Consider the following 15,252-nt stretch of genomic DNA (forward strand, 5'->3'; position numbering starts at 1 on the left):
CGGAGTGGCGCGCTGCGCCACCTCTGGAATTCAATGTCACTTCAGGCTGTGCCCTAGCGACCTGTTCACTATAAATACCCGCACTTATTTTACTTATAAAATTAACGCCATTTTACTATAAGAATTGCGTCAATCGTTTTAAGTATATGAATTTTAGTTACTTTATGTGGGTTTTTGATGATTTTATGTCATGTGGAATGTGGGGAAGGTCTGAACAAGTGTCCCATTTTGACGGTATTGACGAGGCGAAAATTAACAAAAGTGACGAGGACAAAAATGCAAAGATTGATTTCAGACAATATCTGACCGGGTAGAGAGAGATATCATCTCAATAACTAATAGTAATATTTCTCATTTACACTATCGATTGGTCTGTTATGCAATTATCTCAGCTTTCTCCGGGTCAAACCGCGACCATCATTGGCTTTGGTCAGATGTCAAAAGAAGTACGCAAGAAACTCATGGTCATGGGGCTTCTGCCTAACACGGCGGTAACCTTGATTCGTGTCGCACCAATGGGAGACCCACTGCAAGTTGAAGTACGCGGTGTCTCATTGGCCGTTCGTCAATCTATGGCCAACTCGATTGATGTGGAGGTGCGCGCATGAATTACCAAATTCTCACTGTCGGCAATCCAAACAGTGGCAAAACGACCTTGTTTAACGGCTTAACGGGCGCGCGTCAGCAAGTGGGTAACTGGGCTGGCGTGACGGTAGAGAAAAAGACCGGCCGCTTTCACCATGCCGGCGATGATTTCTCTTTAACCGATCTGCCGGGTATCTACGCGCTTGATAGCGGGAACGATGGCAACAGCATAGACGAGTCTATTGCCTCCCGGGCAGTGCTTACTCATCCTGCGGATCTTATCATCAATGTCGTTGACGCGACCTGTCTTGAACGCAGCCTCTATATGACTTTGCAGCTACGCGAGCTCGGCCGACCGATGATCGTGGTGCTCAATAAGATGGACGCCCTAAAACGAGTCAGACAAACCATTGACGTCAACGCGCTAGAACGCGCTTTAGGTTGCCCCGTCTGGGCGCTCTCTGCCAACCGAAAGAGTGACGTTGAACAGTTTAAGGCGCATATCCATAAACGTTTAGTGCAAGGCATTGCGCCGAAAGCATTTTGCTTGAATTACGGTGATGCGTTTGAAGCGGCGATTGATTCGCTCTCATCGACCTTGTCGAGTCAGGCTGAAGTGAATCCGCGTGCGTTGGCGATCCGAGCGCTGGAAAGTGACCGCTTGGTGCTCAACGGACTCACTCAAGCGTCAAGAGAAAAGGTACATCTGGCTCAGAGTCAATTGACGATGGATATTGATCTGCTGGTGGCAGATACCAAATACACCTATCTTCACCAATTGTGCCAACAGGTGCGTCGAGCCCAGGGAGTGTTAAGCCATTCATTCACACAAAATGTTGATAACGTCATTCTCAACAAGTGGGTTGGCGTGCCGTTTTTCTTTGTTGTGATGTATTTGATGTTTATGTTCTCCATCAACATCGGCAGCGCATTTATCGACTTCTTTGATATTGGTGTCGGCGCTTTGCTGGTCGATGGCGGCCACTACTTGCTCGATGATCATCTGCCCGTGTGGTTGGTGACTTTACTTGCCGATGGCATTGGTGGCGGTATACAAACCGTCGCCACTTTTATTCCTGTGATCGCGTGTTTGTATCTGTTTCTCGCCATTTTGGAAAGTTCAGGCTACATGTCTCGCGCTGCGTTTGTGCTGGATAAGGTGATGCAAAAACTCGGTTTACCGGGTAAAGCATTTGTGCCTTTGGTGCTTGGGTTTGGCTGCAACGTACCCTCCATTATGGCCACGCGCACGCTCGATCAAGAACGAGAGCGTAAGCTGGCTGCCTCAATGGCGCCGTTTATGTCCTGCGGGGCTCGTCTACCGGTTTACGCGCTGTTTGCTGCCGCTTTCTTCCCGCAAAGTGGGCAGAACGTTGTCTTCGCCCTCTACTTACTTGGCATTGTCGCCGCAGTGTTGACGGGTTGGGTACTTAAGCACACGCTCTATCCAGGTTCGAGTGAGAGTTTAGTGATGGAAATGCCGGATTATGAGCTACCGACGATACAAAATGTGTTGATCAAAACTTGGCAAAAGCTCAAACGCTTTGTGCTTGGCGCGGGGAAAACCATTGTCATGGTTGTCGCGATCTTGAGTTTTATGAACTCGCTCGGTACTGATGGCAGTTTTGGGAATGAGGACAGCGAGCACTCGGTGCTGTCGCAAGCGGCGGTGTGGGTCACACCGGTATTTGAGCCCATCGGTATTGAAGCGGACAGTTGGCCGGCAACCGTCGGCATCATCACCGGCATTTTTGCTAAAGAAGCGGTGGTCGGAACCTTGAATAACCTCTACGCGCCCGCGCAAGGTGAAGAGAGTGAGTATGATTTATTAGCCAGTATGGAAGAGGCGTTTGCCTCGATCGGCGATAACTTGATTGGCCTGAGCTTTAGCGACCCGTTGGGCATTTCTGTGGGGGATTTATCCGACACCGAAGCGGTGGCAGAAGAGCAAGCGGTGGACGCATCGATTTTCGGTAACTTAAAGCAGCATTTTGCTTCTTCTCACGCAGCGTTCGCCTATCTGGTATTCATATTGCTCTATACACCGTGTGTGGCGGCGATGGGAGCGTATGTGCGTGAATTTGGCGCTCGATACGCACGCTTTATTGCCGTATGGACTATGGGGCTGGCCTACGGCAGCGCGGCCTTGTATTACCAAGTGGCGCATTTTACCGATCATCCTCTGAGTAGCAGCGTGTGGATTGCGGGGATTGTCGTTGTCAGTGCAGGCGTTTGGCGTGCTCTGAAAGTGGCGGGAAGACGAGAGCAAGCGTCGCTAGAGGTGCAAACCGCATGATCGTATCAGAGCTAAAAGCTTACATTGATCAATGTGGTACGGTGACCCAAGCGGAGCTTGCCAAGCGTTTTTCATTGTCGCTCGATGGGGTTGATGCCATGTTGGCGATATGGTTACGCAAAGGGAAACTGTCTAGGATAGATGATGTCAATGAGCACAACATTACGGTTCGGACACGATATGTGTCCGTCCGAAATGACCAGATTGCTATCATCACTAGCATGTAGACGTCTGCTGCTGTGGTGCTCGACAGAAGTTCAAACTCGTGTAAACAAGTGACTAAGCGACAGAACATTGCTCAAGCGAGTTGATATCTCAATTTGTGCCTCGTCGCTACGATGTTCACCCGGCGTATTGCCCCAAACAGGGCCAGGCCAAGCCACATCATCCTTAAAGCGAGCGATATGGTGAATGTGCAGTTGCGGCACCATGTTGCCCAGCGCCCCAAGGTTCAGTTTATCAGGTCGAAAGGTGGCTTCCAGAGCTTGGCTCACGGCTTGTGACTCCAGCAAAAACTGTTGCTGTTCTTGCATCGGCAAATGGTGCAGCTCTTTGAGTTGCGCTCGTTTGGGCACCAAGATAACCCAAGGCACGGCACTGTCTTTGTGTAGCAGTGCAACACAGAGTGGGAAGTGACCAAGTAAGGTCGTGTCTTTAACCAGCTGGGGATGAAGTTCAAAACTCATGGTGAGGGTCCTTAGTCCATGGATAACAAAAAGGTTGATGCTTTCACACCAACCTTCGTTTCGTCGCCTGAATGGTCAAGGCTAGGCGCGATTACATGCGCTCAAGGGTATCGATACCCAACAGAGAAAGACCTTGTTTGATGGTCTTCGCGGTCAATGCCGCCAGTTTTAAGCGGCTTTGCTTGATGGACTCATCTTCGCTGCTCAAAATTGGGCATGCTTCGTAGAAGCTAGAGAATTGACCCGCTAACTCAAACAGGTAGCTACACATGATATGAGGTTGACCTTCGCGAGCCACTGACTGTACTGCTTCTTCAAATTGCAGAAGCTTAGCGATCAGCGCTTTCTCTTTCTCTTCCGTCACTTTAATCTCACCAGACAACGCGTCCATTTCGATTTCCGCTTTGGCGAAGATCGACGCAACACGCGTGTAGGCATACTGCATGTACGGCGCTGTATTGCCTTCAAATGCGAGCATGTTGTCCCAGTCAAACACATAATCCGTGGTACGGTGCTTAGAGAGATCCGCGTATTTCACCGCTGCCATCGCTACGGTCGTCGCGATGTTGGTTTTCTCTTGCGCATCAAGATCTGGGTTTTTCGATTCGATCAGTTTGATGGCACGCTCTTGCGCTTCGTCCAACAGATCAGCAAGGCGCACAGTGCCGCCCGCGCGAGTTTTGAATGGGCGACCATCTTTGCCAAGCATCATACCGAATGCGTGGTGCTCAAGGGTAACCTCTTCTGGTACGTAACCTGCCTTACGAACGATGGTCCACGCTTGCATTAGGTGCTGATGCTGACGTGAGTCGATAAAGTACAACACGCGATCAGCGCCTAGCGTTTCATAGCGGTATTTGGCACACGCAATGTCTGTTGTGGTGTAGAGGAAGCCGCCATCGCGTTTTTGGATGATGACACCCATAGGCTCACCGTCTTTGTTCTTGTACTCGTCAAGGAAGACGACCTGCGCGCCATCGTCTTCTTGCGCCAAGCCTTTTTCTTTGAGATCGGCAACGATGCCTGGCAGCATGTCGTTGTACATGCTTTCGCCCATGACGTCGTCACGCGTCAAAGAAACGTTGAGGCGATCATAGTTGCGCTGGTTCTGGATCATGGTGACATCCACCAGTTTTTTCCACATTTCTGCGCAGTATTCGTCACCACCTTGCAGTTTGACCACGTAGTTACGGGCTTTCTCTGCAAATGCTTCATCTTCGTCGTAGAGCTTTTTCGATTCGCGGTAGAAGGCTTCAAGATCTGACAGTTCCATCGACACTTCGCCAGATTCTTTCTGTACGCGCTCTAGGTTGGCAATCAACATACCAAATTGCGTGCCCCAGTCACCGATGTGGTTAGCGCGAATCACTTTGTGGCCCAAAAACTCCAGTGTGCGCACCACCGCGTCACCAATGATGGTTGAGCGCAAGTGACCAACGTGCATCTCTTTGGCGACGTTTGGCGCTGAGTAGTCTGCGACGATGGTTTGCTGTGCTTCAGCCGCCACGCCAAGGCGCGCATCGGCAAGCGCTGCATCGGCTTGTTTTGCAAGGAAGGTTTCATCAAGGAAGATGTTAATGAAACCTGGGCCAGCGATTTCCGTTTTGCTGGCGATGCCATCGAGGTCTAGTACGTCCAATACTTTTTGTGCAAATTCTCGTGGGTTGGTGCCGAGTTTTTTCGCGACGCCCATAACGCCGTTCGCTTGGTAGTCACCAAACTGTGGTTTTGCAGATTGACGTACCGCTGCAGGGCTGCCTGCAGGTGCGCCAGCGGCTTCTAGAGCCTGAGAAACTTTGTCATTAATAAGTGCTTGGATATTCACTCGCGCTTCCTTCAATTCTCGGGAATTGGTTGGGTATGCATTCAATTTCGGCGAGCAGATGGGCATCTTGCTGCGCATAATATCCGTGGGGATAGGGTGAATGCATATCTCGATCTAGTTCATAAATTGGCGCACATAATAACAACTTTATCGCGGCGCTTATAGGGACTTAATTGGGAAATTTTCTACTTTTCAGCGCGAACTTGTTACTATTGCCGCAATCTCAACGTACTGGATGCAAAACCATGGCTCAATCCCTGTCAGACGCAGCGCTGTTGCCAGCGCAAATGAAAGCTAATTTGGATAACTTCATGCATAAAATTCGCGATTTAAGCGAGTTGCTGCATTTGGATTTGAGTCCTTACCAGGCGGATCACATCGCAATGCGCATCAATGACAATGCGTTGGCTGAACTTGCCCATCAGGCCTGGCGTGAAGAGGGTAAGGAAATCTCGACAGCGCGTATTAATGGCCGTCCCATCGTTGTGCTTGAGTTTCATCAACCTCTTGAAAGCTTGGGCTGGTCGATTGAGTGCTTAGAGCTCCCTTATCCGGCGCCCGGAAAAGTGTATCCAGAGCAAAGTTGGGAACATGTTGAATTTGTGGTTCCCTCACAGGCACAAGATGCCGAGGCTTACCTTGAAGAGATCAAGCATCGTTTTCCGCTATTGAAAGCGCATTGGGGGAAGCTGGATGAGATGGGAGTGAAAGTGAAATTGTCGAGTCCGAAAGGAGAGGGCGAGCGGCTCAGCAACCCGACGGTCGCCTTTAAATATCAAGGGGTGTGCATCAAGCTCCACCCCCATTCGTTAAAGGCCATTGTGGCGTCTGAGTTAGCCTAGTTCGACATCTTTAGGTCGGAGTTGGAACTGTTCGATAGATCCAATCTCTAGACCTAAATTGAGCGGCGGGGCATCACTGTGTGCGTTGCCTTGAGTGTGCATGATCAAACGATCGGCGGTGCGCGGTTTGAGTTTATTGACCACGAAGCGAATCATGTCCGTTCTGGTCAGGCTCTTAAGTTCACGCAGTACCACTTCTTTCTGATTAAACTCTTTGTCTTTATTACCAATCGCGACCCAAAGACGCTGCGCGCGGCCGCGCAATGTGGTGTCTGGGGTGGCGATTTGGTTCCAAAGCCCTTTCTTACTGCTGTGCCATTGGTACTCGTTCAGTTCAAGCAATACCATGTAAAAAGCATTAAGGAACTCGTCAATCGACGCAATTAAATCAATCGGAGCGGCATTGGGCGACTGTACGTACAACACAATACCGGGGTGTTTGTTGAGGGGCAGATTGCCGGTGCCCACCATATACCCCAGTTGCTGTTTGGTGCGAATTTCATGGAAAAATGTCGCCGACATCAAATGGTTTGCTAACAAGTAGAGGGCGATGTTTCTTGGCGAGGAATCCTCGCATTGGTAATAAAGCACCACCGCTGAGTCTTCTTGGTTGCAGTGCACTTCTCGTTGGAAGGTGCCGTTTTCGCCAAGCATGACCAATGGACGCAATGCTTCTTCATACTGCTGATTTTTAACGCGTAACGCATGTTTCAATGTCTCACCGAGGGCGAGCGCATCGCGTTTGGTCCAGTCACCATAGACGAACATCTCAACGTGCAACTCGGCTAAAATAGCATCGACAAAACGTGCTAGCTCGTCGACGTTAATGGTATCTAGCGCGTCAAGTAACGTCGCATACGGTGGGTTATTGGGTTGGAGTATGCCTGTTAGTGCATTGAACAACTGCGATATAGGGCGATCTTGCGCCGAGTTTTGCCAATTTCGTTTCAACTGCGCTTTGATGGTCTCAAAACGTTGAGCACTGAACTCTCGCGCTGCAAATCGTTTCAGGATCATCGCCATCAACTCGGGTTGTTTCTGGCTAAAACCGGAGAGGGTGAGCGTCACGCCCCCTTGATGTGCGTACATGTTGTAGCCAAGACCAGCGATTTCAGCTTGGTAGGTCTCTTTGGCCAGCGAGTCTAAAAACATCTCCACGCACAGACGCGTCATGACAATATTGCGCGGATTGGCGACCGCATGTGGGCTATCAATCGCCACATAGACAACGCCTTTTGGCACCCGAAACTCGCTGTCTTGCATGTGCCAGAGAGTAAATCCAGGCAAATTCTCAAGGATTTCAGGGACAAGCTGATGCTCAGCAATAGGCTGAGGATCGAGATCGTAGGCGATAAACGGGTTTTTCTCTGGCAGAGCAAACGTCAGCGTTGATGGCGCGTGATAGAACGCCATCTGTTCATCACTGAGTGGCTTAACCGAGTAGGGCGTGAAGTACCATTTGGCTTGCTGGTCACACGGCAAGTTTTTGGCAATCACGGTGATGCGCAGGTTCTGCGGCGTGAAATAGCCCATCAATTCGCGTAATAAAGCCTCATCGTAGCCCGCCATCATAAAGTCGCCGTAGACGATGTCTTGCGCATGATAATGCTGCATGTTGACGACCAAATGGCTGACTAAATCGAGGGGGCGAGTCGGCTCTTGAAAACGAAACGCTGACTCCAACACGGCGCGTTTTTCCATGTAGCGCCATTCGTCAAAACCGTGCGCTTTGATTAAGGTCAGGTAACTAAACACCGCCTGAACCAGTTCATCAATGTGCTCAAGCCCTTCTGGAGTCAGTGCGCAGCTGACGGTAAATTCGCGGTAGTTGCTGCCACTGGTGCCGCCCCCTGCGGACAACGAAGTGATCCACCCAGCGTCTTTGAGTGCCAACATCAAGCTGCCTTCGCCTTCATAGCCAAGCAAATGAGCGAAATAAGAGAGAGGCTTGGTTTGATAATGACTATCCATGCTTGGCATGGGGAAGGTGAGGATGATTTTTCGCAGATCTTTAACCGGTTCGACATTAACACGGATAGCGGTGGAACCCGGATGAGTGTAGGGCGCCTCGATCTGCTTGCCCGCCAAGCGCTGATTGCGCACTGTGGTGAATTTCTCTCGCACCCATTCCTCAAGTTGAGACAACGTTTGTGGGCCGACCACTGTGAGTGTCATGAGATCCGCTGAGTAGTGATCACGGTGAAAGGCAACGATTTCGTCGCGGATCGATTGGCCTTCTCGGTCGCCTAAGGTGTCGATATTACCCACTGAAAACTTGCTAAACGGGTGAGCAGGATTCACCAACTCTTTGTGGACTTGGTACAGTCGGCGCGAGTCATCATTGAGTTTCAGTTTGTATTCAGAGTCGACCGCTTGGCGTTCTTTATCGAGTGCTTCGGAGTTAAACAGTGGTGCGGTGAAGAACTGACTAAAACGATCTAGGCCAGATTCAAATGCCGTGGGAGAGACATCGAAAAAGAAGCAGGTATGTTCAGTGCCCGTCCAAGCGTTATTTGACCCGCCGTGTTGACTAATAAAACTTTGGAACTCGCCCACTTTAGGGTATTTATCTGTGCCGAGAAATAGCATGTGCTCAAGGTAATGGGCTAACCCTTGACGATCTTCAGGGTCGTCGAAGTGACCGACATTCACCGCCAATGCCGCAGCGGATTTCTGTGCGTTTTTATCGTGAATCAACAATACCCTCAAGCCATTGTCCAACTCGAGATAATGGTATTGATTGGTATCATTTGGGCTAATGTGCACGATGTTCTCCAAAAAGTGGGCGAGTGATGTGAATGGCGATTAGGGTAATGCAAATAGTCGTCGTTCTTTTTAACAATTATGAACGCGATGTGCCTGTCTGCAAACCATATCGTTAAGAAAAGTCATTGATTTTATAAAACGCTCGTCGGAACCTGCCCGAGATTGCGATCGTTTCGTCAACAATACATTAATAAAATCGGTGTCTTTAGCCACGCTCTTGATATACTTGAGAGTAAAAATGGCCAGCAGGACTGGCACGATAATAAATTCGCCACGTCGAATGGGCGCTGGCAGGGTAGTGTAGGATTTAGCCATGAAAATTTTTATTATGCGCCATGGGGAAGCAGAGCATTTTGCCGACAGTGATGCCCAGCGTGAGTTAACCGCGAATGGTCGCCAAGCGTCTCTAGCGGTCGCAAAAGCGTGTGTCGAGCAGGGCTATCGCTCTTTTGATAAGGTTCTTGTCAGCCCTTATATCCGTGCTCAGCAGACATGGCAGGAGATCGCTCACTGCTTTGACGCCAATAAAGTAGAGACACTGGATGACATCACGCCCTATGGGGACTCTGAGCAAGTCGCGCAGTATATTGACGCCTTGATTGATGTTGAGCAGCTAGAGTCTGTGTTGCTCGTCTCTCACTTACCTCTGGTCGGATATTTGACCGCGGAGTTTGTGGTGGATATGGCGCCGCCACTGTTCCCTACCTCAGGGTTGGCTTGTGTCGATTACCAACCTCAGACCAAACAAGGCGAGTTGCTGTTTAACCTCAGACCCTAACGCCGTCAGCAATATCCAGGCGTGAACGTCAGTCGTGCTACAGGTGTCACTTCGAAAGATGGGTCGCCTAGTTCTTGTCTCTAGCCAGTTTTTTGACAACATCACTGGACTAAAAATTGCATAAACAGCTGACGTTGACTCTTTTTCCATAGATTCTCATTACTTACCTATGAAGTTTTCTTTGCCGTTTGCAGATAAGCTGCCACCGATACCTCAGCGAGCCTTACCCGCGATAGGCGCGCCTGTCATGGTGCTGTCGACATTGGCGATGATCGTATTGCCGATCCCGCCTTTTTTGCTCGATTTGTCTTTTACCTTCAACATCGCTTTGGCGATGGTGGTGCTGCTCGTCACGGTTTACACACGCCGCCCGCTTGATTTTGCGGCTTTCCCCACGGTACTGCTGATTGCGACCTTGCTGCGTTTGGCGCTCAACGTTGCTTCAACGCGTGTGGTACTGCTGTACGGTCATGAAGGACCTGAAGCGGCAGGTTCGGTGATTGAAGCCTTCGGTAACGTGGTGATTGGTGGTAACTACGCTGTCGGTTTGGTGGTCTTTCTCATCTTGATGATCATCAACTTTATGGTCGTGACCAAAGGTGCAGGGCGTATCTCTGAGGTGAGTGCTCGCTTTACCTTGGACGCTTTACCCGGTAAGCAAATGGCGATTGACGCAGACTTGAACGCGGGACTGATCGACCAAGATCAAGCGCGTACTCGACGTCAAGAAGTGACCAAAGAAGCCGATTTCTATGGTTCGATGGACGGTGCGTCAAAATTTGTTAAAGGTGACGCCATCGCCGGTATCTTGATTCTGTTTATCAACATTATCGGCGGCTTATCGATCGGTATGGCGCAATACGGCCTCGGCTTTGGTGAAGCGATTCAAATCTATACCTTGCTGACCATTGGTGATGGTTTGGTCGCCCAGATCCCATCATTGCTGTTGTCGATTGGCGCCGCGATCATGGTGACGCGTCAAAATACAGACGAGGATATGGGACAGCAGGTTGTCTTTCAGATGTTTGACAACCCCAAGGCGCTGATGATCACCGCCGCGATTTTGTTTGTCATGGGCATCGTTCCGGGTATGCCTCATTTTGCGTTTTTGCTCCTCGCTCTGTTGGCGGGCGGCGGCGCGTACCTCATTCAACGCAAGCAGAAAAAACAGGCCGAGAGCAAGAACCTGCCCGCCACGCAAGAGACAGAAGCTCCCACGCCGAAAGAGCTCTCTTGGGATGATGTTCAGCCGGTCGATACCATTGGTCTTGAGGTGGGATACCGCCTGATCCCATTGGTGGATAAAGACCAAGGGGGTGAACTGCTTGAGCGAGTGAAAGGGGTGCGTAAAAAGCTCTCTCAAGATTTTGGCTTCCTCATTCCAGCTGTGCACATTCGCGATAACCTGGAATTGACGCCAAATAGCTACCGCATCACTTTAATGGGCGTTGCGGTAGGCGAGGCGGAGATTCGCCCAGATATGGAGCTGGCAATCAACCCAGGCCAAGTGTACGGGATGATTGAGGGTGAACCGACCATTGACCCCGCGTTTGGGCTTGAAGCGGTGTGGATTCGCGAAGAGCAGCGCGAGCATGCTCAGGCGTTAGGCTACACCGTCGTTGACTCGTCCACGGTGTTGGCGACGCACTTAAGCCAGCTGTTGACCAACAACGCCTCTCAATTGCTCGGTCATGAAGAAGTACAAAATCTCCTTGAAATGTTGGGTCGCAGCGCGCCGAAGTTGGTGGAAAACTTTGTACCCGATCAGCTGCAACTTGGCGTCGTGGTGAAAGTTCTGCAAAACTTACTCAACGAAGCCGTGCCCATTCGAGACATTCGTACCATCGTTCAGACCTTGTCGGAATACTCATCAAAGAGTCAAGAACCCGACATCCTAACGGCCGCTGCACGAATCTCATTGAAGCGCTTAATCGTTCAGGAAATCAACGGTATAGAGCCAGAGTTGCCGGTTATTACCTTGATTCCTGAACTGGAACAAATATTGCATCAGACAATGCAAGCTTCGGGAGGAGAGTCCGCAGGGATAGAACCTGGTTTGGCAGAGCGATTGCAATCATCACTGAGCCATGCCACACAAGAACAAGAGCTCAAAGGTGAGCCTGCTGTGCTCCTGACATCAGGGGTGTTGCGTTCAACCTTAGCCAAGTTCGTGAAGAATACGATTCCATCACTGCGTGTGCTGTCATACCAAGAAATACCTGACGAAAAACAAATCCGCATTGTTCAAGCTGTCGGTAACTAGAACAGAGTCGGTAAAACACGGTATCTAATTTGAAAATTAAACGATTTTTTGCAAAAGACATGCGTGGCGCTCTGCTTCAAGTGAAAGCAGAGTTAGGCGATGACGCAGTAATCATGTCGAACAAAAAAGTCGCTGGTGGCGTAGAAATCGTGGCGGCTGTTGACGGAGATTCCGCAGCGAAGCGAGCGGCGCCAAGTCACAGCTACAACTCCAACCCACGACATGTCCCTGCCTCTCAGTCCGCTAGCCAGCATAGCCAAGCCAGCCAGCATAGCCAAGCCAGTGCGAGCTTAGCCTCATCAAATCAGCGTCGCCTTGATGATGACAAGGTGAGCCTACAATCACAAGGTGATTCTGGACGTTCGATGACCAAACGTTTTGCCAATATGCTGGCCCAATATCGTGGCGGGACTCCGCCTCGTGATGAGGAAGAAGAAGACTCGCTGGCGGCGTTGTTGAAGCGTCAAAATACCTCTTATAAATCAGGTCAGGATAACGATGTTCGCGTACGTGAAGATTCGCCTTTGGCCAAGCTGATTGCAGAAGACCGCCGTATTGAAAAACCGGCTGCGCGCTTGGATCCTTCTCGTTATGAGCGTGGTCGCGCGCAAGAATCAGCGATGCCCAACGAAGATTTTGAAGAGATGAAAGAGGAAATGTCCTCGATTCGTCGTCTGCTTGAGCATCAAGTATCGGGGTTAATGTGGCAAGAAGTGGAGCGAAGAGAGCCCCTTAGAGCCATGTTAATTAAGCGCCTTGAGCGGATGGGCGTCTCTTCGGATTTGGCCGATCAATTAGCGTGTTACATACCTGAAGACACGCCGCCTACCAAAGCATGGAAAGCATTGCTGGGTTTAGTCTCAGACCAGATCCCTATCTCCAAACAAGACATCCTTAAACGCGGTGGCGTGGTCGCATTACTTGGCCCAACCGGTGTGGGGAAAACCACGACAGTGGCCAAATTAGCCGCACGCGCTGCCATGGAGTTTGGCGCGGACAACGTGGCGCTTGTGACCACAGATACTTATCGAATTGGTGCTCATGAACAGTTGGCTATTTATGGTCGAATTATGGGGTGCCCAGTAAAAGTTGCTAAAGATTCCAATGAATTAGCCGATGTTATTTATCAGTTGAGAAATCGTCGCCTAATTTTGGTCGATACTGCCGGCATGGGACAGCGCGATGTCCGATTGTCAGAGCAGCTTGACACCCTAATGCACGAAATTGGTGAAGTGATTCATAGCTACTTGGTACTGCCTGCCACGGCGCAGCGCAAAGTATTACAAGAGACCATTGATCACTTTAAACGTATTCCACTTTCTGGATGTATTTTGACCAAGCTCGATGAGTCACTGAGTTTGGGAGAGTTTGTCAGTGTTGTAGTGCAAAACGCATTGCCCGTCGCGTATATCGCGAACGGACAACGTGTACCAGAAGACATTGTGATTGCTCAGCCAAAATACATGGTAGCGAAAGCAAATGAGTTGCTAGAGAAGTCGACAGATAACGAACCTCACTATTGGAATAGTGACGCAGACAGGTTCTAGGCGGCGGACGATTATGACGAAGAATATGATTCAAGACCAAGCTAGCGGGCTACGCCGCTTAACCCAACCCTCGTTGACTAAAGTTATTTCGGTAACCGGAGGCAAAGGCGGAGTTGGTAAGTCAAACGTAACCTTAGGCATGGCGATTTGTATGGCGCGCCAAGGCAAAAAAGTCATGGTGCTCGATGCAGACTTAGGTCTGGCCAACGTGGACGTGATGCTCGGCATTCGACCTAAACGCAATTTAGGCCATGTATTGGCCGGAGAGTGTGACCTGCAAGACGCCATCGTTGAAGGGCCACACGGTATTCGCATCATTCCTGCAACATCAGGGACACAGTCGATGACTGAACTCTCCCACGCGCAACATGTGGGCTTGATTCGCGCTTTTGGCAGTCTCGAAGACGAAATGGATGTGCTGTTGATTGATACAGCGGCAGGCATTTCTGATATGGTAGTGAGTTTTTCGCGCGCGGCCCAAGATGTGGTTGTCGTCGTGTGTGATGAACCTACGTCAATTACCGATGCGTATGCTTTAATTAAACTATTGAACAAGGACCACCAAGTGCAGCGATTCAAAATTGTTGCAAATATGGTCAGAAGCTATCGAGAAGGCCGAGAATTGTTCGCAAAGTTGACCTTGGTCACAGAGCGATTCTTGAATGTGAGTCTTGAGCTCGTAGCATGTATTCCTTTAGATGATAAAGTTCGACAAGCTGTTAAAAAGCAAAAGATTGTTGTGGACGCCTTCCCGCGCTCCCCTGCTGCTCTCGCCATCGGTTCATTGGCCAGTAAAGCGCTAACTTGGCCAATTCCGAAAGTGCCGAGTGGACATCTTGAGTTTTTTGTAGAACGCTTAGTAAATAAGAATGAGATGCTAGAGGAACCGTTTGGTGAATAAGGCCCTGACCTACGACCAATATGCCAATCACGATAGCCAGCGAGCGTTTTTAGAAAAATACTCGGTGCTGGTGAAGCGTATTGCTCACCATTTGCTTGGACGTTTGCCTCCGAGTGTGCAGGTAGAAGATCTTATTCAGGCGGGCATGATTGGTCTGCTAGAGGCACAAAAAAACTACGATGGTAGTAAAGGCGCCAGCTTTGAAACGTATGCGGGCATACGGATTCGAGGCGCGATGTTGGATGACATCCGACGTGGAGACTGGGTTCCTCGCTCTGTGCATAAGAACAATCGAGAAATCAGTCAAGCTATCGCCTCGTTGGAAGGGCAACTGAATCGAGATCCAACCGATGCGGAAGTGGCGCAGTTTATGGGCATCAGCCTGGATCAGTACCACACGATACTAACGGACATTAACTGTTCACGTTTGGTTGGGATAGAGGATTTAGGTGTCTCGGAAGATTCGATTTCTCCTGAGGACCAAGAGGAAGACAATGTCCCTTTTAAAGGGGTGGCAGATGAGTATTTTCGCACCGCACTTGTCGACTCGATCAAATCTCTACCAGAACGAGAGGCACTAGTACTTTCGCTTTATTACGATGAAGAGTTAAACTTGAAAGAAATCGGTGAGGTAATAGGGGTTAGCGAGTCACGCGTTAGCCAGATACTAAGCCAATCAATGCAACGTCTACGCACAAAGTTGAGTGCTTGGACAAATAATGACTAACATCACTGATATCAAACTCAGTGGAGGCAATTTTGA

General features: G+C 49.8%; 12 protein-coding genes. 9 read left to right on the forward strand and 3 right to left on the reverse strand.

The features are described 5' to 3' along the window. Positions 1-377: 377 nt before the first annotated feature. Genes AC6R03_RS13430 through AC6R03_RS13440 form a run of 3 tightly spaced genes read left to right on the forward strand, consistent with a single transcriptional unit; the run spans position 378 to position 3,108 of the window. The gene (locus tag AC6R03_RS13430; protein ID WP_500631867.1) at positions 378-608 is read left to right on the forward strand and encodes a FeoA family protein; all 231 of its coding nucleotides are present in this window, start codon (positions 378-380) and stop codon (positions 606-608) included. After that, positions 605-2,881, forward strand: coding sequence for a Fe(2+) transporter permease subunit FeoB (feoB, locus tag AC6R03_RS13435; protein ID WP_500631868.1), 2,277 nt, complete (start codon positions 605-607; stop codon positions 2,879-2,881). The genes AC6R03_RS13430 and feoB overlap by 4 nt, the downstream gene beginning before the upstream one ends. After that, entirely contained in the window at positions 2,878-3,108 is a 231-nt protein-coding gene (locus AC6R03_RS13440) for a FeoC-like transcriptional regulator (RefSeq protein WP_500631869.1), read from the forward strand. Before feoB ends, AC6R03_RS13440 begins: the two co-directional genes overlap by 4 nt. Positions 3,109-3,138: 30 nt before the next feature. Here AC6R03_RS13440 and AC6R03_RS13445 read toward each other — a convergent pair whose 3' ends face one another. Next, a complete protein-coding gene (locus AC6R03_RS13445) occupies positions 3,139-3,567 on the reverse strand; it encodes an HIT family protein (protein WP_500631870.1) in 429 nt (142 codons plus the stop codon). A 91-nt stretch (positions 3,568-3,658) separates the two neighbouring features. Next, positions 3,659-5,392 carry an arginine--tRNA ligase gene (gene argS / locus AC6R03_RS13450; RefSeq protein ID WP_500631871.1) on the reverse strand — a complete coding sequence of 578 codons (1,734 nt, stop codon included), beginning with the start codon at positions 5,390-5,392 and terminating at the stop codon, positions 3,659-3,661. 245 nt (positions 5,393-5,637) lie between these two features. Here argS and AC6R03_RS13455 point away from each other — a divergent pair, with 245 nt between their 5' ends. Next, the gene (locus AC6R03_RS13455; protein WP_500631872.1) at positions 5,638-6,234 is read left to right on the forward strand and encodes a VOC family protein; all 597 of its coding nucleotides are present in this window, start codon (positions 5,638-5,640) and stop codon (positions 6,232-6,234) included. On the opposite strand, the gene AC6R03_RS13460 is transcribed toward AC6R03_RS13455, so the two are convergent. Further along, positions 6,226-9,000: an insulinase family protein gene (locus AC6R03_RS13460; protein ID WP_500631873.1), complete on the reverse strand. Its 2,775-nt coding sequence runs from the start codon at positions 8,998-9,000 to the stop codon at positions 6,226-6,228. The two genes, AC6R03_RS13455 and AC6R03_RS13460, sit on opposite strands and share 9 nt — an antisense overlap. Positions 9,001-9,313: 313 nt before the next feature. Between AC6R03_RS13460 and sixA the strand changes: the two genes are divergently transcribed. From sixA to AC6R03_RS13485, 5 genes are all read left to right on the forward strand, one after another. Then, a complete protein-coding gene (sixA, locus tag AC6R03_RS13465) occupies positions 9,314-9,778 on the forward strand; it encodes a phosphohistidine phosphatase SixA (protein WP_500625768.1) in 465 nt (154 codons plus the stop codon). Positions 9,779-9,947: 169 nt separating this feature from the next. Then, positions 9,948-12,041, forward strand: coding sequence for a flagellar biosynthesis protein FlhA (flhA, locus tag AC6R03_RS13470; protein ID WP_500625769.1), 2,094 nt, complete (start codon positions 9,948-9,950; stop codon positions 12,039-12,041). A 29-nt stretch (positions 12,042-12,070) separates the two neighbouring features. Then, positions 12,071-13,588, forward strand: coding sequence for a flagellar biosynthesis GTPase FlhF (flhF, locus tag AC6R03_RS13475; RefSeq protein ID WP_500631874.1), 1,518 nt, complete (start codon positions 12,071-12,073; stop codon positions 13,586-13,588). A gap of 13 nt (positions 13,589-13,601) precedes the next feature. Next, positions 13,602-14,489, forward strand: a complete 888-nt coding sequence (locus AC6R03_RS13480) for a MinD/ParA family protein (RefSeq protein ID WP_334551112.1) — start codon at positions 13,602-13,604, stop codon at positions 14,487-14,489. After that, on the forward strand, positions 14,482-15,216 hold the full coding sequence (locus AC6R03_RS13485; RefSeq protein WP_334551111.1) for an RNA polymerase sigma factor FliA: 735 nt from the start codon (positions 14,482-14,484) through the stop codon (positions 15,214-15,216). Before AC6R03_RS13480 ends, AC6R03_RS13485 begins: the two co-directional genes overlap by 8 nt. Positions 15,217-15,252: the final 36 nt, after the last annotated feature.

This window comes from Vibrio sp. R10-SG-ISO4, from assembly GCF_059834135.1.

What these genes read in the sequence shown, in the direction of transcription:
- AC6R03_RS13430 (WP_500631867.1), top strand. Translation starts at nt 378, where the DNA reads ATGCAATTATCTCAGCTTTCTCCGGGTCAAACCGCGACCATCATTGGC.
- feoB (WP_500631868.1), top strand. Translation starts at nt 605, where the DNA reads ATGAATTACCAAATTCTCACTGTCGGCAATCCAAACAGTGGCAAAACG.
- AC6R03_RS13440 (WP_500631869.1), top strand. Translation starts at nt 2,878, where the DNA reads ATGATCGTATCAGAGCTAAAAGCTTACATTGATCAATGTGGTACGGTG.
- AC6R03_RS13445 (WP_500631870.1), bottom strand. Translation starts at nt 3,567, where the DNA reads ATGAGTTTTGAACTTCATCCCCAGCTGGTTAAAGACACGACCTTACTT.
- AC6R03_RS13455 (WP_500631872.1), top strand. Translation starts at nt 5,638, where the DNA reads ATGGCTCAATCCCTGTCAGACGCAGCGCTGTTGCCAGCGCAAATGAAA.
- sixA (WP_500625768.1), top strand. Translation starts at nt 9,314, where the DNA reads ATGAAAATTTTTATTATGCGCCATGGGGAAGCAGAGCATTTTGCCGAC.
- flhA (WP_500625769.1), top strand. Translation starts at nt 9,948, where the DNA reads ATGAAGTTTTCTTTGCCGTTTGCAGATAAGCTGCCACCGATACCTCAG.
- AC6R03_RS13480 (WP_334551112.1), top strand. Translation starts at nt 13,602, where the DNA reads ATGACGAAGAATATGATTCAAGACCAAGCTAGCGGGCTACGCCGCTTA.